Raw genomic sequence first — 18864 nt, 5'->3', positions numbered from 1 at the left:
CCCGTCACTCGCGCCACTTTCCTGATACTATCAGAAAGTGGCGCGGTTGCCCTTCTCAAAAGTGCAACAAATACTCTCAAAAATATAAAATCTGATACTGCCGTAAAAATGTCGACAGCAGGCCATCTCCCTCTGCTTCGCATCTGTATGGCATCATGCGGACGGCAAAAGAACTGCTTTCCTCCGTCATGCTCCTCTTTCTGAGAAGCATAACGATGAGAAACAGCGCCTTCTCTTTCAAACCTCTGTTTTTTTGACCACGTCGCCGAACTGCCCATCGAATCGCGCTCGATCGGCTTCACGTAGACGCACCAGCACGTCCATGTGCGTTTCATGGTCTTCTCGCGTGACAACTTCGCCGTGCTGATACAGCCATGCCAAAGCCTCGCCAGCCTCCACCGGGATGCTGTAGCGCAGCAGTTCCATCGCATGCACCATGTGAGCATCAATGGCCGCCATCAGCTCCGGCAGACCGTCCCCCGTGATGGCCGAGATCGGCACAGCTGTGCCGTGATGCTCCACCTGCTCTGGTCCACCCAGAAGGTCCGCCTTGTTGAGCACTTCGATGACGCGGGAACGCCATTCGGGGTCCAGCATCCCGTCCCGTTCCATGCCGGACAGCACGGAAAGCACGTCAGACCGCTGCGCTGCCGTATCAGGATGGGCAATATCGCGCACATGCAGGATGATGTCGGCTTCAGCGACTTCTTCCAGCGTGGCGCGGAACGCGGCGATCAGTTCGGTCGGCAGGTCGCTGATAAAGCCCACCGTATCGGACAGGATCACCTGTCGTCCTGATGGCAGGCGAATTGCCCGCATTGTCGGGTCGAGCGTCGCGAAAAGCTGATCCTGCGCATAGACCGATGCGCCGGTCAGCGCATTGAACAGCGTCGATTTACCAGCGTTGGTGTAGCCTACCAGCGCCACAACCGGGAACGGCACACGCTTGCGCGCACTGCGGTGCAGTCCGCGGGTACGGCGCACCTGCTCCAGTTCGCGCTTCAGGCGGACAATGCGGTCGCCAATGATTCGCCTGTCAGCCTCAATCTGCGTCTCACCCGGACCGCCAAGGAAGCCGAAACCACCCCGCTGACGTTCCAGATGGGTCCACAGCCGTACAAGACGCGATCTCTGATATTCCAGATGCGCTAGCTCAACCTGAAGACTACCTTCCCGCGTGGCGGCTCTTGCGCCGAAGATATCGAGAATCAGCCCGGTCCGGTCGATCACCTTGCAGCCGAGCGCTTTTTCAAGATTGCGCTGCTGACCGGGAGACAGCTTGGCGTCGATGACGACAACCTTGATCTCTTTTTCCGCAACGGCTTCGCGCAGGGATTCCACCTGCCCCGTTCCAAGCAGGGTCGCAGGGCGGCGCGCCCTGAGAAGCAGGACGGCTTTCAGCACAACCACCAGCCCGATAGAGGATGTCAGGCCGACGGCCTCATCCAGTCGCGCTTCGGCCGCCCTGACATCCTGATCGCGATCAGGCTTTTCCCAAGGCAGGATAACGGCGGCCCGTGTGGCGGGCGTGGCTGTTTCAATAGGTATCGTCGACAAGAGTTTCGTCGCTCTCCGCATGAAGGATATGGTGCTGATCCGCTTCCGCCTCAACAGTGACACCGGCCTTGCCGGACGTTGTCTCGACAATATTGACCGGAGCAAGCGGCATGACGGTGCTGATGGCGTGCTTGTAGACGAGCTGGGTGTGGCCGTCCCTGCGGAGCAGGATCACACTATCGTCAAACCAGGTGATAACGCCCTGAAGCTTGACGCCATTGACGAGAAAGATCGTAACCGGAGCTTTCCCCCGTCTGACATGACCGAGAAATACGTCCTGGACGTTCTGAGGCGGTGTCTTTGCCACGATCGGAGTCCTGTTCTTCTTAGTTCTTGTTGCCCGGTATGATTCGAGGCTTACCTCTGTCATTACGCTCACAAACGTGAAGCTCAAAGACCGGAGCTGTCATCCAGATTAATTTTGCCGACAAATATGCCGTGATCAACGCAGGCGACATGCCTGCTTCCCCACGATCTGTCCAGCCCTCTGGACACATCCCAGCAAGTCAACATATGGGACAGAAATAGGATAAAGTCAGCTTCCCGAAAGACAGGATTACACGCCGGCGCGGTCTTCCGCCGTAACGCCAAGCTGCTTGAGCTTCCGATGCAGGGCGCTGCGCTCCATCCCCACAAATCCTGCCGTTCTGCTGATATTTCCACCAAAACGCAGAAGCTGGGCCTGAAGATACTGTGTTTCGAAAAGATCACGCGCTTCCCGCAGCGGCAGGCTCATGACATCCGCATTCGAATCGAACTTCAGCAGAGCAGGCGCGCCTTCACTGATCGACGCAGGCAGCATATCGGCGCGGATCGGATCACTGCCGTTTCCCGGCATCATGATCAGCAGGCGTTCCATCAGATTGCGCAGCTCACGGGCATTGCCGGGCCAGTCATAGGCCTGCAACGCCGCCATTGCGTCCACGCTGAGTTCCGGCACCGGAAGGCCGGCCGTCTCGGCTGCACGACGCAGGAACAGCCGCGCCAGTTCGGGAATGTCTTCACGCCGCTCACGCAGGCTCGGAATCCGCAGCGGCACCACTGCAAGACGGTAATAGAGATCCTCGCGGAACCGGCCGTTGGCGATCTCGGCCTGAAGATCACGATTCGTGGATGAAATGACCCGGATATCCACCTTTATCCGCGTCGAACCACCAATCCGCTCAAAGCTCTGATCCTGCAGCGCACGCACGATCTTGCCCTGCGTCTCGATCGGCATATCGGAGACTTCATCAAGCAGCAGCGTGCCGCCGTGGGCGCGCTCAAGCACGCCAATTCTTCTGGGAATCCCCTCGACGCCTTCCAGCCCAAACAGCTCTTCCTCAAAGCGGCTTGGAGCAAGTGTTGCACAGTTCAGGGCAATGAATGGCCCTTCCGCACGCCTGGACCGGGCATGAATCATCCGGGCTGCAACTTCCTTGCCCGCGCCCGGCGCGCCGGTAATGAGCACGCGAGAGCCTGTCGGGGCGACCCGTTCGATCTGCGACCGCACGGCGGAGATGGCCACACTATCACCGAACAGCGTGCTCTCCGGACCGGCACGCAGCCGTAGTTCCGCGTTTTCCCGCTCCAGACGGGACGCCTCGATGGCGCGCCTGACGATGACGAGGAGACGATCGGACTGGAACGGTTTTTCGATAAAGTCGTAGGCACCGTGCTGAAGGGCGGCGACAGCGGTTTCGATGGTGCCGTGTCCGGAAATCATGACAACCGGCACGCTGGGATCTTCAGCCTGCATGGTCTTGAGAATCTCAAGCCCATCCAGCTTTGATCCCTGAAGCCAGATATCCTGAATAACAAGAGAGGGTCTGCGCGCTCTGAAGGCCGCCAGCGCAGAGTCGGAGTCTCCGGCGACGCGGGTCTCATATCCTTCATCGTGAAGAATGCCCTCGATCAGCATGCGGATATCCGGTTCGTCGTCGACGATCAGGACTTCATACGCCATGGTTCTCTTTCTGTGTTCCAGCCTTGAGCGGCAAAATCAGAGTAGCTTCAGTGCCTTCCGCATTCGGACGGTCCCGCAGCTCTATAGTTCCTTCATGGTCTTCCATGATTTTCTTGACAATGGCCAGCCCCAGACCAGTCCCTTTGGGCTTGTGCGTGACATAGGGTTCTGTCAGGCGATCCCGATCCTGCCGTGGCAGACCGATTCCGTCATCCGTGACTACGATATGCACCCTGTCATCCTGCTCTGTCACGTCAACGCGGATCATACCGATGGAACCTGTCACTTCTGAGGCAGCCTCGTCTCCTTTTTCAGATTCTCCCTCGGCGGTGTGTCCCGTCATGGCGATGGCGTCCGCTGCGTTCTGAAGCAGATTGGTCAGTGTCTGGCCGATCTGCCGTCGATCACAGAAGATCAGCGGCCCTCCACCCGGCAGCAGATGCACATCATAGCGAATTTCCGGATGCGCCCCCTGCTGCAGGATCAGGGCGTCCCGAATGATACCGGACAGGTTTTCCTGCGCCATGCGTGGCTGCGGCATTCTGGCAAACGCCGAGAACTCGTCAACCATCCGTCCGATATCGCCCACCTGACGAACAATTGTATCCGCACATTGCTGAAATGTGTCTGGATCAGAGGTGATCTCGCGGAGGAAGCGCCGTTTCAGCCGTTCTGCGGCGAGCTGAATCGGCGTGAGCGGATTCTTGATCTCATGCGCAATCCGTCGGGCGACATCCGCCCAGGCCGCCTTGCGCTGGGCCGACTGAAGCGCCGTTATATCATCGAATGTGACGACATAGCCCGCCACCAGATTGTTCCGCATTTCCGCTGCCGCACGGACGAACAGCACCCGCCGGCTACCCGGCACGCCGATCTGCACTTCCTGCGTCTGAACGCGTCCGTCGCTCGACTGAAGTGCGTTCAGGATGGGTTCAAACTCCGGCACGACAATCGCCAGAGGCTCACCCACACACTCGTTGAGATCCTTGTCGAGCAGGTCACATGCCACGCGGTTGGGCAGCTCAATCCGCGCCAACCCGTCCAGACCGATGACACCGGCCGACACACCGGACAGCACGGCTTCAGTGAACCGCCGTCGCTCATTGATCTGCTCGTAAGCGTCCATAAGCTGCGAACGCTGGCTCGCAAGCTCATCCGTCATGAGGTTGAAGGCGTGCGACAGACTGCGGATTTCGTCGTCACGTCCCTCTTCCGGCACACGCACGGAAAGATCGCCCTCACTGACACGGTGTGACGCATCCATGAGCAGCCCGAGCGGGCGCGCAATCTGCCGGGCGAGTGTCAGCCCCATCAGAGCCGCGGCGAGCATTACCAGCAGCGCCACCAGTGCAAAGATGATCACAAACGTGATCTGAATCTTCGTCCGGTTGTGATCCAGACGCTTGTAATCCGACACAACCTTTTCGGTCTTGCGCATGTGACCGAGAATTTCCGGATCGACCGGCCGCGTGATGACCAGCATCATCTCCGGCGTTTCACCGAGCGCCACCACGGCTCGCACGACCTTCTCATCGGGACTGTCATAGATCGCCACATCATTGGTGCGGGCCATCATTGTGGCCGCAGGCGGTGGCAGCGGCTGGTCATAGCCCGAACGGCTGAGCAGGCCGCCAGCGGCGATCACCTTGTTGGTGATCGGGTCATAGACCACCGCTTCCGTCAGACCACGGATGGTCGCCTGACTGTCCAGCATCTGCCCGAGTGTTTCCGGGTCATGCAGCAGATCAGTGCCGTTGCTCTGAAGCTCGTTCTCCGCGCTCACAAGAAAGTTGGAGAGCGAGAAGGCTTCCGTGCGGATATTGGCGTTATGCTCGGTCAGATAGCCGCGCGACGCCTGCAGGGCTTCATTCAGCGCCGTGTTGACCCGGTCCGAGAACCAGATCTGGATGCCGTAATCAAAGAAGATCGTCGCAAAAACACCCACCACGATCGTGGGCGCGACGGCCACCATGCCGAACAGCGCGACCAGACGGACATGCAGTCGGGCGCCAGCCGTTCCGGCAAGCTGACGCTCATGGATCAGACGCCGCACCCACAGGCCGCTTGTCACCGCTAACAGCAGCAGCGTCGCGCCTCCCAGAATGAAGATACTGTTTTGCAGGATCGGATGATGCGCGAGCGCGCCTCCGCCGGACAGCACCACGAACATGGCGAAGACCAGCAGGAGCGCCAACGCAACGAGCGTAATGGTCACACTCCGCATTTCCAGCGCACGTCTCAACATGCCGGGTTTTCCACCAGTATATCGGCGCTCTGCTGTTGCATGACTGCTCAGAGTGCCTCCCGACCGGCAGAACCTTTGGTCACGGGGATTTCCAGATCCCTGATACGCTTGCGCAGGGTGTTTCTGTTGACGCCCAGCATGGCGGCGGCGCGGATCTGGTTTCCTCGCGTTGCATCCAGCGTCAGCCTGATCAGCGGGCGTTCAATCTCGGCGATCACCCGTTCATGCAGCGCTGTGGGGGGCACGCCGTTTTCTTCCGCCGCCGTGAAATATTTCCGCAAATGACGCTCGACGACGACGGAGAAAGGCTCTTCCTCCTCATCATGAGAGGCCACGGACAGTGGACGTTGCCTGCTGGCTTCCGAGAGTTCCGTCTCTATCACCGCGCCGCTGATCACATCATGCGGGTAAAGCACGGAGATCCGGCGCATAAGGTTCTCAAGCTCACGCACATTCCCCGGCCAGCGCCACGCCTGCAAACGCATGATCGCCTCGTCTGTCAACGTTCTGGGAGCCTGCCCTTCCTCATTGCACTGGCTAAGAAAATGTCGGGCCAGCAGCGGAATGTCCTCCGTCCGCTCCCGTAACGGTGGAATACGGATCGGTACGACATTGAGGCGATAGAACAGATCCTCCCGGAACGTCCCTTCCCGTATGGCCTGATGCAGGTCGCGGTGCGTGGAAGCAACAATCCGTACATTGGACCGGATGGGCTGCCGCCCTCCAGCCGTCGTGAACTCGCCTTCCTGAAGGACGCGCAGAACCCGCGTCTGCGCTTCCGGCGACATGTCACCAACCTCGTCCAGAAACAGCGTTCCTCCTGCCGCCTGCTCAAAGCGTCCCGATGAGCGTGTTCCGGTGAGACCGTTGACGTTCCGCTCCTGCCCAAAGAGTTCGGCTTCGATCTGCTCACGCGGTATGGCTGCGACATTCACGGCCACGAAAGGACCTGTCCGCCGCTGCCCGTAATCATGAAGTGCCCGTGCAACCAGCTCCTTGCCTGTGCCGCTCTCGCCTGTGATCATCACCGTCAGATCTGACGTCGTGAGACGCGCGATCATTCGGTAGATGTCCTGCATGGCCGCCGAACGGCCAGTCAGTGGCATCTGCTCCTCGGCCGCAGACGTTGGCTGTAAATGGGCGATTCCCTGCGCCTGTTGGGGCATGCTCAGGGCACGCTCAACGACCGAAAGCAATTCTGTCAGATCAAAAGGTTTCGGCAGATATTCGAAAGCCCCCCGCTGCGTCGCCTTGACGGCGGTGACCAGCGTGGACTGCGCGCTCATCACAAGAATACGCAGATCAGGACGCGCCTTTCGGATGCGCGGCACGAGATCCAGACCGTTTTCATCTGGCATCATCACATCCGTGATGACCAGATCGCCCTCACCTTCCTCGATCCACTGCCAGAGGGTCGCGGCACTCGCCGTTGTGCGGACCTGATACCCGGCGCGGCCCAGAGCCTGACTGAGAACCGTCCGGATCGAGCGATCATCGTCAGCAACAAGGATAGTGGGCAACGGCATGCGGGTCTTTTACCATCTTTGATAAGCCACGCTCGATAATGCGCGGATTTTACAGGAAAACAAGCGACAACCTTTTCAGGGTCGTCACGACATACCACTAGCCTCGTCCCTGACCACCGGAAGATGCAGACTCACCTCCGTGCATCCGGGTCGGCTTTCAACTTCGATGACTCCCCCGTGATCGTTGATGATCTTGCCTGCCAGCGCCAGCCCCAGACCGGAACCGGAGGTCTTGGTTGTGAGAAACGGTTCGAACAGGTGCGGACGGATGGCCTCGGCAATTCCCGGTCCCGTGTCTCGGACCGTCACCAGAAGAGGCAGATGACGCCGCCGGTCCGAGCCCGGGACAGCAAGACGCAGCCCCTGTCGATAGGCCGTGATCAGCGTGATCTGGCCCGGCTGACCCGTATCCAGAATGGCTTCCGCCGCATTCTTGATCAGATTGAGCAGAACCTGAATCAGCTCGTCCCTGTTGCCCCAGACCGGCGGGAGCGAAGGGTCATACTGCTCGACAATCGGGATACCTTTCGCCACGCCATTTTCAGCCAGCGCCCGTACATGCTCCAGCACCCGATGAATGTTGACCGGGCGGCGGCCTTCAGGATTTTCGCTGAACATCTCCATGCGATCGACCAGCGCCCGGATACGGTCGGCCTCGTCCCGGATCAGAACGGCCAGTTCCTTGTCGTTCTCGGCGACAGAACTTTCCAGCAACTGGGCCGCACCACGGATGCCCGAGAGCGGATTCTTCACCTCATGCGCCAGAATGGCCGCCATGCCTGACACGCTGCGCGCGGCTGAGCGAAAGGCGAGCTGACGATCGAGAACCTTGGTCGAAGACGCATTCTGAATCAGCAGGAGCACCTGACCGGGGCACTCAGCAACAGCCGCTCCCTGCACGGTCACGCCGTCATAATGAAAACGTGGCGAACTGATCACTACCCCATGCTCGGTGACCGTATTACCGGTCTGACGAACCTGATGAAGCAGAAGAAACAGGGGGTGATCGGCGGGCAGCAGATCAGACAGTTTTTCCTGCCTGAGCAGGGAGCGGGAGCGCGCGAAGAAGCTCTCCGCCTCCGAATTCACGAAGAGAATATGATCCTGCTGACCAACAAGAACGATCGGGGTGGGCAAGGTTTCCAGCAGAAGCGTGGCATCCGGCACCCGGTCCTCGGCCCCATTACGGCTCCCCATGCGCGATGATTTGTGCTGCGGGTGAATGTCTCTCCCCGAGACGTTCTTCATGCCGCTTGGAGTGTGTCAGCCTCACTCCTCGCTTCACCCGTGTGATTGCCATCGCCACGCGAGCGGTGCGGCGCACGAACAGCACCCGCCGCGATCTGCCGGTCATAGAACGCGTTGATCGCGTCAATCACCTCGGCTGCCGTGTCCATCCGGTTTACGGAAGCCCGGAATCCCGCCGATTCAGGCAGGCCAGCCGAATACCAGGAGACGTGTTTACGGGCGAGCCTCAGGCCGGGATGCTCACCGAAATGGCGCAGCATCGAATCATAATGCTCCAGAACAACGGCGCGTTCCGTTTCAAGATCGGGGTCCGCCGGCGTTTCGCCTGTACGGAGCGCTTCCGCGACCTGACCGAGGAACCACGGACGACCATACGCACCGCGTCCGATCATCACACCGTCGGCTCCCGAGAGAGCAAGCGCCTGTCGTGCGTCGTCAACCGTGACGATATCGCCGTTCACGATCACTGGCAGACGGACAGCTTCCTTTACCTGACGGACAAAAGCCCAATCGGCGGAGCCGTTGTAGAACTGCTGCCGGGTGCGCCCATGAACCGTGATCATGCGGATGCCGCATTCCTGCGCGATGCGGGCAAGGTTGGGCGCGTTCAGATGATCATGATCCCAGCCCATACGCATCTTCAGCGTGACCGGCACATCGACCGCTTTCACCGTGGCCTCAAGCAGACGCCCTGCTGCGACTTCGTCACGCATCAGGGCTGAACCCGCCATCTGGCCGACCGCGACTTTCTTCACAGGGCAACCAAAATTGATGTCGATGATATCCGCGCCCTTACCGACAGCGATGCGGGCCGCTTCCCCCATGGCGTCAGGATCGCACCCGGCCAACTGAATGGAATTGGGGCCTGCGGCATCGGCGACCTCGGCCATGCGAAGCGTCGCTTCGTTTTCGCGGACCATCGCCCAGGACGCTATCATCTCGGAGACCACCAGCCCCGCGCCAAAGCGGCGGGCGAGCCTGCGGAACGGCACATCCGTCACACCTGCCATCGGAGCGAGAATGACGGGTGCATCCAGCACAACGCCACCAAGATCGATCGGCGCGAGGTTAAGCCCCTCCGCCCTGTTCATTTCTGCCATGCCCATGATGCCGCCAACCTACCTGCGTGCGGGCTCGAGTTCAACAAAATCTCCACGCATCGGCTCCCACGACTATTCTCTGGAAGCAGAGAGATATTGCATGCTCCCCGGCCCCTTTGGCTCCGGGCCGGGCTCCCGTGTTCCCACCATCTCAAGAGCACTCGTCTCGCTTCGCGCCCGCACCTTCGCAAGGTCATCCAGATTTCTGGCGACAATGGGATATTCCTCGACCAGCCTTCTGAACCGCTGGGCTGGAATGGCGAGCATGTGCCCGAAGCGCACAGCACGGACCGTTCCCGGCATGGGGCTGTTATCAATCGCTTCACGCGCGCCGATGATATCGCCCGCTCCGTAATCAATGTCGCGTTCGCTGACATGCATTTCCGCACGACCCGCACTCACGAAAAATACTGTATGCGCCTTGTGCCCTCGCTTCAGCAGAGCTTCACCCACGGAAGGAAAACGAAGGGACGCCGTCTGAGCCAGATCATGGAGCGCTACGGCTGGCAGTCCCTTGAAGATCAGAGCGCCACGCAGACGGGTCTCGATGTTGTTGCGCAGATTGAAAGTCATGCGTCGATCAAGACGAACGCGGCGACGATCCACATCCTTGTGCAACTCACGCGACAGCTCATCGCTGATCAGCGATTCCGCATGCAGCGTGTCGATTTCCTGCGCTTCCAGACGAATGACGATCTGCCTGAAAATGCGGGTCTCCAGCGCTTCCGAATAACCGGGATAATGCAGTCGCAGAGCCAGCAGCGCCTCGTCCAGCATCTTGCGCTGACGTGACAGGGTTTCCGCCACGATTTCGCTGACACGCGTGCCGAGTGTCGGCTCCATCATGTCCCTCAGGAAACGGGCCAGAGCCAGTGAGACCAGATGACTGACCATCAGCATCTCGAACCGTTCCGCCATGGCCGCCATCAACGGCTTGTCATAATGGAACTTGTTGTGGATGGTCTGCGCAATCCGGAATTTCATTGATGGCTTGAGGCGTTTGCGAAGCGCCTTGACGTAACCGAACCGCCCTTCCAGTCGCGCCCCATCCGCCATGGCGTCCGAAGTTCGGAGCAGTGTTTCCATCACACGCCGCGACAGCCCCTGAATACGGAACAGATCAAGGAGGATGGAGCGCTCCTGATTGGCGACCGTAATCAGCGCCAGAGTGACACGCTGACGATCGCCAAGCGCCGTATCGAACGTGTTGGCCGAACGCTCCTCGTGACTGCGGACTTCCAACGCATCAATCACCGAGCGGGTGGCGTCGGTCGAGAAACCAAGCTCTTCACCGGTTTCCTTCGCTCGTTCGGCCACTTTTTCAAGAGAGATGCTCAGCACCTGATGCCGGAGCGCCTGATCCATCGGCGACAGCTGATCGAGCTTGAGGAACAGCACCACGGATTTGAGGGTCGTGCCATTCACCAGCAGCGTGATCAGCACAAAGCCCGTGGCGATGATACCGATGAAGTGCGCGACCGGTGTCGAGACATGCGGGTTTTCCGTAACTGCCAGAGCCAGAGCCAGCGTAATGGCGCCACGAAGACCACCCCATACCATCGTCACCTTGAACGGTGTCGGAACCGGTGGCGCCAGCCGGGTCCAGGCGAGCACTGGCAGCAACCCGAACACCACAGCGCCGCGCGCCACCAGTCCCGCCACACTGGCGATCAGAATCAGCACCACATCCCAGCGGGTCATGCCGACCAGCAGACGCGGAATGAGCATCGAGGCCAGCACGAAGACGAGTGACCCGGCCCAGAACACAAGCTGCTGCCACAACTCGTTCAGGAACTGCCATGTCTGAGGACGGAAGGTGGACGGTCCATACACGGACAGGGTCAGGCCAGCCGCAGCGGTCGCCACCACGCCGGACACCCCGATCACTTCGTCACAGAGAATGTAGACGATGTAGGGCAGCGCGACGGTCATGGTCGTTTCGGCTGCCGGGGCGTTGCCAAGGGCGGTGATGATATAGAGCATCATCCGTGCACCGATGACGCCGATTGCAATGGCCCCGGAGAATGAAATGACAAAAGAGAGGGCCGCACTGCCGATGTGAATCGACTGATGCGACGTCACCGCCGCCAGTAGAACCGCGAAGATGGCGATGGCGGCGGCGTCATTGAGAAGCGCCTCGCCTTCCACCAGACGGGTCAGGCGGGAAGATGCGCCGATATCACGGAAAATTCCGGCCACGGCAGACGGGTCAGTCGTCGCCACAATGGAGCCGAGCAGCAGACAGACGATAAGCGGCATCTGGGCGAACGGCATCAGGGCGAACCCGATGGTCGCAGTGGAGACCAGAACGGCGACAACGGCCAGAAGCAGGACGGTCGCGGCCTCGTCCGCCAGACGTCTGACATCAATGACAAGCGCGCCCTGAAAGACCAGTACGGGCAGGAAGACCAGCAGGAAGACCTCGCTGCTGACGGGAAAGTCGAGGAAAGTTTCGGCCACGCCATTGAGGGCCGTGCCCGCAACGCTCGGTATTTTTCCAGTATAGGTGCTACGGATTATCAGGTCCGCACCACCACCAATAACGATGCCGACCAGAGCCAGAAGTACGGTTTCCGACACTTCGAAGCGTCGGGCGACAGGCTGCACTGCACTTACGACAACCAACAGCAGCGCAATTGCCAGCAGAACTGCCGCCAGGCCCGTCACTTCCATCAAATTCCCCTTCAGCACAGCGATCCTGTGCCGGTCTCAACCCTGTCTCAGAATAACATGCTGCACGGTCGAAACCCCGACCGACAGCATGGCCTTAGTGCGGAACATTTCGGGCAACCATGTGGCGCACCGAAATCGAAACCACATTTTATTCTGGCGACGTCCAGAACAGTCCCCGTCCCGGACACCGCCTCATTTCATGATCGGCATACATAGATGAAACTGGCGTTTCCTGCATGCTCTATTACAGATAGTCCATCAGTGGACGGAAGCAGCCGGGACCGTAGCCGCAGCTACACCTCCCGACGCAGCGGACGACACAACCGGCACACAGGCCGGGAGCGGATGCGGTGACTGGACGGCGACAGGAGCCGCCATCGGGGGCACAACAAGCACTGATCGGGTCGTAGGAACAACCGGCGCAGCGGGAACTGCTTCATGCTCGACAGAAGGCGCAACCGCAGCGACATTGACCGGCTTCGCTGATGGCACAGGCTGTCCGGGGTAATAAACCGGTCCCTTATATACCCCATCAACTTGGGAGGCGTTCAGCAGATCGACCTTGTCATCTCCGTTGGCATCACCGGCCAATGGGGTTTTGTCGGGCGGAATGACCGGCACATTGCTGCCGATCTTGACCGGCTGAGCCTGCGGAATGGGATGCCCTGCATAATAGACCGGCCCCTTATAGGCTGCCCCGACCTGCGCATCATTGAGAAGATCGACTTCCGCATCTCCTGCGGCGTCATTGTCGACCGTTTCATTCTGTCCCAATTTTACAGGCTGGGCCTGAGGCACAGGCTGACCGGGATAGTAAACAGGCCCTCGATAGGTCGAAGCCAGTTGCGCGTCGTTGAGCCGATCAACTGCTGCATCGTCCGTCGCTGTCTCTGTGGCAGGAGCCTTGCCCTGCACATGAGCAACTTTTGACGGCTGATGCCGGAGCGGTTTCTGCGCCCTCACCGGCCCGGACAACGTAGCTCCCACTGAGGCACATCCCACGAGCAGCAGAACCAGTCCCGTATTTTTCGGCATATTGTCCGCTCTCTCTTCCCATATAGTTCTGAACACAGATCATTCCACATACGGTCGTTTTTCGACGCGCTTCATGGCCCGACCATTCTTTCCATTACAGGAAGCGACCGGCCTGAAAACCCAAAAACAGGCCAGACCGGAAACTCCGGCTGACCTGTCTCATCCTCAGAAAATCCCACAGGCTCCGGTTAGTGAGTGGATGCACCTGTTGCGTTGGTGATGCCCTGCTGGGCAGCATTGGCGCCACGGGACACATCATGGCCGACGGCGCTCACATCCTTGCCTGCACCATGCATGGTGTTGCAGGCAGCGAGGCTCAGCATGACAGCAGTCGCACCGGCAAGACGAACAATACGGCCACCGGTTGTTTTGGCTGTGCGTGTTTTAACATTCTGCATTTCTGTATCTCTCCCAGATAGCGTGATGACCTGAGAACGCCTGTCATTACGGAAGGTTGCGCCGATTTAACCCCTATAGATGAACAAACAATGAGATATTTTATTCCGCATGCATCAGAATGGTATCGTAACAGAAGAAACTGCCGTGATCAGATCTGATGATCCAGTGGATTGCAGAAAAATTCACGATCTGGCTTCTTTAGGCCGTCGTCCATAAACAACAGGCAGAAAATTCAGAATGTCAGCGTCAGGTGATGACAGCACCAATGCTGTTGGCCGATCGACACCCGGACCAGAGCGGCCTTCAGCCGACAGGAATGAGAAAAAACACTTGTCGGACCAGCCCCCTCACCTCACTCCAGCGGCAGAAGCAGCGCGCCAGAAACGTCTCGCAGATGAGGCCGAGGCCTTGCGCGCCAACCTCAGGCGGCGTAAGGCGCAGGCTCGTGCGCGGACCGCGATGGAAACATCATCAGACCGCCAGGATTTACCAGAGAGCGGCGATGCCTCGCGCGCTTCCCCCACCATTCCGGAGACCCCCTGATGCCGATCATGCCTGACACCTGGATCCGAGACAGGGCGCTCAATGCCGGCATGATCGAGCCTTTTGTGGAAAACCAGAAACGTGACGGCGTCATTTCCTACGGCCTGTCTTCTTATGGTTACGATGCACGCGTCGCTGACGACTTCAGGATCTTCACCGATGTGAACAACGCCATCGTCGATCCGAAATCGTTCAGCGCGGACAGCTTTGTCTCCCGCAAGGCCGATGTCTGCATCATTCCGCCAAACAGCTTCGTTCTGGCGCATACGATCGAGTATTTCCGCATTCCGCGCGATACGCTGGTGGTCTGCCTTGGCAAATCCACCTATGCCCGCTGCGGTATCATTGTGAACGTCACCCCGCTTGAACCCGAATGGGAAGGTCAGGTGACGATCGAAATCAGCAACACAACGCCCCTGCCCGCCCGGATCTATGCGAACGAAGGCATCTGTCAGTTCCTGTTCTTCCAGGGCGCGTCCCCCTGTGAGGTCAGCTACGCCGACCGCGCGGGGAAATACATGCATCAGCGCGGCGTCGCGACACCGAGGCTCTGAGATATGGATCGTTTCATCATCCGGGGCGGCAAGCCTCTTCATGGCGAGATCACCATCGGCGGCGCGAAGAACGCCGGTCTGAAACTCATGGTTGCCGGTCTGCTGACGGGCGAGCGCCTCGTTCTGACCAACGTGCCGCGCATTGCCGACATCGCCACGATGCGCGACCTGCTGGTCCAGCATGGCGTGGCGGTCGAGGATCTGAACGGTGACGGCTCGTCCTATTCCATCGGCGGCGAGATCACGAACACGGAAGCGCCTTACGACATCGTGTCGAAGATGCGCGCCTCCATTCTTGTGCTTGGTCCGCTGCTGGCCCGTTGCCGCAAGGCGCGTGTTTCCCTCCCCGGCGGCTGCGCCATCGGCACACGTCCGGTGGACATGCATCTCAAGGGCCTTGAGACTCTCGGTGCGGAAATCCGTCTTGAGGGTGGCTACATCAACGCCACCGCTCCTAACGGCCTGATCGGCGACCGGGTTATCCTGCCGTTCGCTTCAGTGGGCGCGACGGAAAACCTCCTGATGGCCGCAACACTGGCCAAGGGCCGCACCGAAATCGTCAACGCAGCCCGTGAGCCGGAAATTGGCGATCTGGTCGCCTGCCTGAATGCAATGGGCGCAAAGATCACCGGTTCGGGCAGCGGCACGCTGGTCATCGACGGCGTGGACTCCCTGCACGGCGCGGAACATCGGATCATGCCGGACCGTATCGAATGCGGGACCTATGCCTGTGCGGCGGGCATTACCGGTGGCGACCTGAAGCTCCTTGGCGGCCGCGTTGACGATCTTGGTGCAGTTGTCCGAGCGCTGGAAGAAACCGGTGTCGAAGTGACGCAGGAAAGCTACGGCATGCGGGTGCGCCGCACCGGTGCGCTCCGTGGTATCGACATCATGACCGAGCCCTATCCCGGTTTCCCGACGGACATGCAGGCGCAGTTCATGGCGATGCTGGCGGTCGCCGAGGGCGCCTCGATGATCACCGAGACGATCTTCGAAAACCGTTTCATGCATGTGCCGGAGCTCAACCGGATGGGCGCGCGCATCAACGTGCATGGCTCGTCCGCGATCATCCGTGGCGTCCATGCGCTTTCCGGTGCGCCTGTCATGGCGACGGATCTGCGGGCCTCGTTCTCCCTGATCCTCGCCGGTCTTGCGGCGCATGGCGAGACGACGCTCAGCCGGGTCTATCATCTGGACCGAGGCTATGAAGCGGTCGAGAAGAAGCTCGCGGCCTGTGGCGCGAATATCGAGCGCGTGAAGGGCTAATATTTGAACTGAGAAGGCAAGAAGGAGGACAACATGACTGAAACAGATCTCCGGCAGTTTGTTGACCCGGAACTGCGTCCCCTTCTTGACCGTCTTGGTCCGGCTTCGCTGGATATCTCTTCACTTTCCGAAGCCCGGGCGAAGCGTCAGCCTCCGCCGGGCATGAAGGACAACCTTCCAGCATTGACGACCGCACGGCTGATCCCCGGCATGCCGGATGATCCGGACGTGCGGGTGCTGATTGTTGAGCCTGCCGCTCCTTCAGAAAAGCCCCGCCCCGCCATGCTGCATATCCATGGCGGCGGTTTTGTCATGGGCACTCCTGATTCCATGACGCCGACGCTGCGTCGCTGGGCGGTGGAACTGGACTGCGTGATTGTCTCGGTGGACTATCGTCTCGCCCCCGAACACCCTTTTCCGGCTCCTCTGGAAGACTGCTATGCTGCTCTGCTCTGGCTGGCTGAAAATGCATCGGACCTGAATATTGATGCGAAACGCATTGGTGTAGCGGGAGAAAGCGCCGGTGCAGGACTGGCGGCGGGTCTTGCCCTACTGACCCGTCAACGTGGTGGCCCGGCGCTTGCGTTCCAGAATCTCCAGTATCCGATGCTGGATGACCGCACTGTCCTTGCAACACCTGACATTCCCGGGTGCGGTGCTTTTCTGTGGACGCCGGAGATGAATGTGTTCGGCTGGGAGTCCTACCTGGGCACCGAGCCAGGAGGCGAAGGTATCTCACCTTTTGCTGCTCCTGCCCGCGCCTCCTCGCTGCACGATCTGCCCCCAACCTATATCGGCGTCGGCTCGATTGATCTCTTCCTGTCTGAAGACCTGAGCTATGCCATGCGGCTGATGCAGGCTGGCGTTCCTGTGGAACTGGAAGTTTTCCCCGGAGCCTTTCACGCGTTTGAGCTTGATCCACGTGCCGGTGTCACAATCCGATCATCCGCACGGCGCCTTGATGCGATGCGGCGAGCGATGCTGCCGCTTTATTCGGACTGAATATTTAGATTTTAGTGAGGCTTGACGCCTCCGCCGTTCCGTAACAGCCTGTTACAATTGCAGTTTGTTATGAAAACCTTATGCTTCTGTCCCATGTCCGTCGTGGAATACACTTTGTTCTTGCGGGCTTTCTGTTCGGCGCTGCGAAAGCGCTCAACTGCAGTGGCCCCATGGTGATAGGCGCGCTGAGAAGCGGCCAGCAGGCATGGCTATTGGGGATTGTCACCCTGAACGGCAGTCAGGATTTCGCCATCATGAACACGGGCAACAATGCTACGGAAATAATGACCGTCAATACGCCCAGCCTGAAGCCGTCACTACGGCGGAATGCTTATCGTGAAAACTCCAGCACGATCGCTGGGCAGGAACAGCAGCTTGTCTCAGTGGAAAATACTTCTGTCGCATTCGGTTCGCAGCAGATTATGGCGCCAGTCGCTTACAGACAGAGCCGATCGACACGACGTTCCGAACTGACAACAGCGATCCTGAATTACGGTAACATCGAGTTCGATAGAAGCCGCCGGACTTTCTGCATCAATCTCCAGACGCCAGCCCCTTGAAACAAGCCTCTCTGGCAGCTTCAGAGTTTTCCGCCAGATCCCAAGAAGTCAGGGGAAAGGAAACACTGACAGGCAGTTGCAAGCCTGTCAGTATCTGGGGCGGGAATACTCAGTTCTTCGTTTTTTTGTGTTTATTCTGGAACTGCTCGATTTCGCCGCGCAGATTTCCAATCGGCGCGGCATTGATCGTGTCCTGATAGGTGTTGCCGTCCCATACCCAGCGGTCTGAGCCATCCACCACAAGATCATACATGCCACGGTGACTGGTCGGCAGTACGGCAATCTGACCGCTCACCGAATCCAGAATTTTTACCCAGTCCTGATCCTTGTGCAGATAGACATCGGTGGAGCATCCGGCCGACCCGCACAATGCGGCCGACTGAAGCTCGATGAAGAGCGCAACGTCGCCTTTTTTGGTCGAAAGCGGGGCTGATCCGATCAGCACAAGCGGCTCTTCCTTGTGACGACGCGAGGTGGCGATATCGTCAGCGGCAAGCTTGCGGGCCTCCTTGTCGAGTTCTGTCCCCAGCTGCTGGGTCAGAATGACGGGATTGCCTTTCGACGAAGAACTCGCCGTTTTCGAGGTAGCGCGATGTTTGACATGATGGGTCTGCGTGGTGGCTGCCTGCGCATATCCGGATAACAAGGCGAGAGACAGACAGGCTCCCAGCATGACCACCGGACGTTGTCCGAGAAGACGCTGCTGAACAGATGAAGCCGTCATTGCGAAGCGTTTTACCGAGGGTGACAGGGAAAATGAATGCAAGACTGAAAAACTCCACCTGACGATCATGCCCCAAAGGCCATGACGAAGACACATCAACCATTTATTCCTGCTACCATACCGTAATTCCCTGACGGAGCGACACGATCTTGCAGGACATTCCTTTTACCATTCAGCCGGGCCTGTACCGGCATTACAAGGGAGGACTATATACAGTCCTTCACACAGCGCGACACAGTGAAACCGAGGAGTGGCTTGTTGTCTACCGGAGCGAGGCTCATGGCACCCTGTGGGTGCGTCCGCTCTCGATGTGGACCGAACTTGTGGATGGTCGTCCCCGGTTCGCCTTCATAGAATCAGATGGGACCACTGAATCCAGGGACCGTTTTTAGGTTGTGGGCTTCTGCCGGTTTAAGAATTGCATGAAGCATATAAAAAAAGTCCTCCCCAACCTGTGTTGGAGAGGACTTTTCCGTCTGAATGATCC

The 18864-nt window shown here is 59.1% G+C and carries 17 protein-coding genes; 6 read left to right on the top strand and 11 right to left on the bottom strand.

The annotated features are described in order from the left end of the window. Window positions 1-237: 237 nt before the first annotated feature. The 10 genes from hflX to B3759_RS05745 all read right to left on the bottom strand — a co-directional run bounded on the left by hflX (window position 238) and on the right by B3759_RS05745 (window position 13727). Entirely contained in the window at window positions 238-1578 is a 1341-nt protein-coding gene (gene hflX, locus B3759_RS05790) for a GTPase HflX (protein WP_291364516.1), read from the bottom strand. After that, window positions 1538-1864, bottom strand: coding sequence for an RNA chaperone Hfq (gene hfq, locus B3759_RS05785; protein WP_291364514.1), 327 nt, complete (start codon window positions 1862-1864; stop codon window positions 1538-1540). The genes hflX and hfq overlap by 41 nt, the downstream gene beginning before the upstream one ends. Before the next feature lie 249 nt (window positions 1865-2113). After that, complete coding sequence (locus tag B3759_RS05780; protein ID WP_010665930.1) at window positions 2114-3502, bottom strand: sigma-54-dependent transcriptional regulator; 1389 nt, start codon at window positions 3500-3502, stop codon at window positions 2114-2116. After that, a complete protein-coding gene (locus tag B3759_RS05775; protein WP_291364513.1) occupies window positions 3492-5747 on the bottom strand; it encodes a sensor histidine kinase NtrY-like in 2256 nt (751 codons plus the stop codon). The genes B3759_RS05780 and B3759_RS05775 overlap by 11 nt, the downstream gene beginning before the upstream one ends. A gap of 47 nt (window positions 5748-5794) precedes the next feature. Beyond that, a complete protein-coding gene (ntrC, locus tag B3759_RS05770) occupies window positions 5795-7273 on the bottom strand; it encodes a nitrogen regulation protein NR(I) (RefSeq protein WP_291364512.1) in 1479 nt (492 codons plus the stop codon). An 84-nt stretch (window positions 7274-7357) separates the two neighbouring features. After that, a complete protein-coding gene (locus B3759_RS05765; protein WP_099348618.1) occupies window positions 7358-8470 on the bottom strand; it encodes a two-component system sensor histidine kinase NtrB in 1113 nt (370 codons plus the stop codon). Window positions 8471-8517: 47 nt separating this feature from the next. After that, window positions 8518-9627, bottom strand: a complete 1110-nt coding sequence (dusB, locus tag B3759_RS05760) for a tRNA dihydrouridine synthase DusB (protein WP_291364510.1) — start codon at window positions 9625-9627, stop codon at window positions 8518-8520. A gap of 66 nt (window positions 9628-9693) precedes the next feature. Continuing rightward, on the bottom strand, window positions 9694-12294 hold the full coding sequence (locus B3759_RS05755; protein ID WP_291364508.1) for a cation:proton antiporter: 2601 nt from the start codon (window positions 12292-12294) through the stop codon (window positions 9694-9696). A gap of 258 nt (window positions 12295-12552) precedes the next feature. Further along, the gene (locus tag B3759_RS05750; RefSeq protein WP_291364507.1) at window positions 12553-13329 is read right to left on the bottom strand and encodes a hypothetical protein; all 777 of its coding nucleotides are present in this window, start codon (window positions 13327-13329) and stop codon (window positions 12553-12555) included. Between the two features lie 188 nt (window positions 13330-13517). Further along, window positions 13518-13727: an entericidin A/B family lipoprotein gene (locus B3759_RS05745; RefSeq protein WP_291364505.1), complete on the bottom strand. Its 210-nt coding sequence runs from the start codon at window positions 13725-13727 to the stop codon at window positions 13518-13520. A 238-nt stretch (window positions 13728-13965) separates the two neighbouring features. Between B3759_RS05745 and B3759_RS05740 the strand changes: the two genes are divergently transcribed. The 5 genes from B3759_RS05740 (at window position 13966) to B3759_RS05720 (ending at window position 17653) form a co-directional block, all read left to right on the top strand. Next, window positions 13966-14271: a hypothetical protein gene (locus B3759_RS05740; RefSeq protein ID WP_291364503.1), complete on the top strand. Its 306-nt coding sequence runs from the start codon at window positions 13966-13968 to the stop codon at window positions 14269-14271. Beyond that, entirely contained in the window at window positions 14271-14825 is a 555-nt protein-coding gene (gene dcd, locus B3759_RS05735) for a dCTP deaminase (protein ID WP_010665938.1), read from the top strand. The genes B3759_RS05740 and dcd overlap by 1 nt, the downstream gene beginning before the upstream one ends. Window positions 14826-14828: 3 nt before the next feature. Beyond that, window positions 14829-16091, top strand: a complete 1263-nt coding sequence (murA, locus tag B3759_RS05730; RefSeq protein ID WP_099348609.1) for a UDP-N-acetylglucosamine 1-carboxyvinyltransferase — start codon at window positions 14829-14831, stop codon at window positions 16089-16091. Window positions 16092-16124: 33 nt separating this feature from the next. Next, window positions 16125-17093: an alpha/beta hydrolase gene (locus B3759_RS05725; RefSeq protein ID WP_291364500.1), complete on the top strand. Its 969-nt coding sequence runs from the start codon at window positions 16125-16127 to the stop codon at window positions 17091-17093. Window positions 17094-17173: 80 nt separating this feature from the next. Then, complete coding sequence (locus B3759_RS05720) at window positions 17174-17653, top strand: hypothetical protein (protein WP_291364498.1); 480 nt, start codon at window positions 17174-17176, stop codon at window positions 17651-17653. A 109-nt stretch (window positions 17654-17762) separates the two neighbouring features. Here B3759_RS05720 and B3759_RS05715 read toward each other — a convergent pair whose 3' ends face one another. After that, a complete protein-coding gene (locus tag B3759_RS05715) occupies window positions 17763-18326 on the bottom strand; it encodes a hypothetical protein (RefSeq protein ID WP_408736459.1) in 564 nt (187 codons plus the stop codon). Window positions 18327-18526: 200 nt separating this feature from the next. Here B3759_RS05715 and B3759_RS05710 point away from each other — a divergent pair, with 200 nt between their 5' ends. Next, window positions 18527-18769, top strand: a complete 243-nt coding sequence (locus B3759_RS05710; protein WP_291364495.1) for a DUF1653 domain-containing protein — start codon at window positions 18527-18529, stop codon at window positions 18767-18769. The last annotated feature ends 95 nt before the right edge of the window (window positions 18770-18864 follow it).

The organism is Acetobacter sp. UBA5411 (assembly GCF_002409645.1).
Taxonomy (GTDB): Bacteria; Pseudomonadota; Alphaproteobacteria; order Acetobacterales; family Acetobacteraceae; genus Acetobacter.
This window is presented reverse-complemented; position numbering and strand designations above follow the sequence as displayed.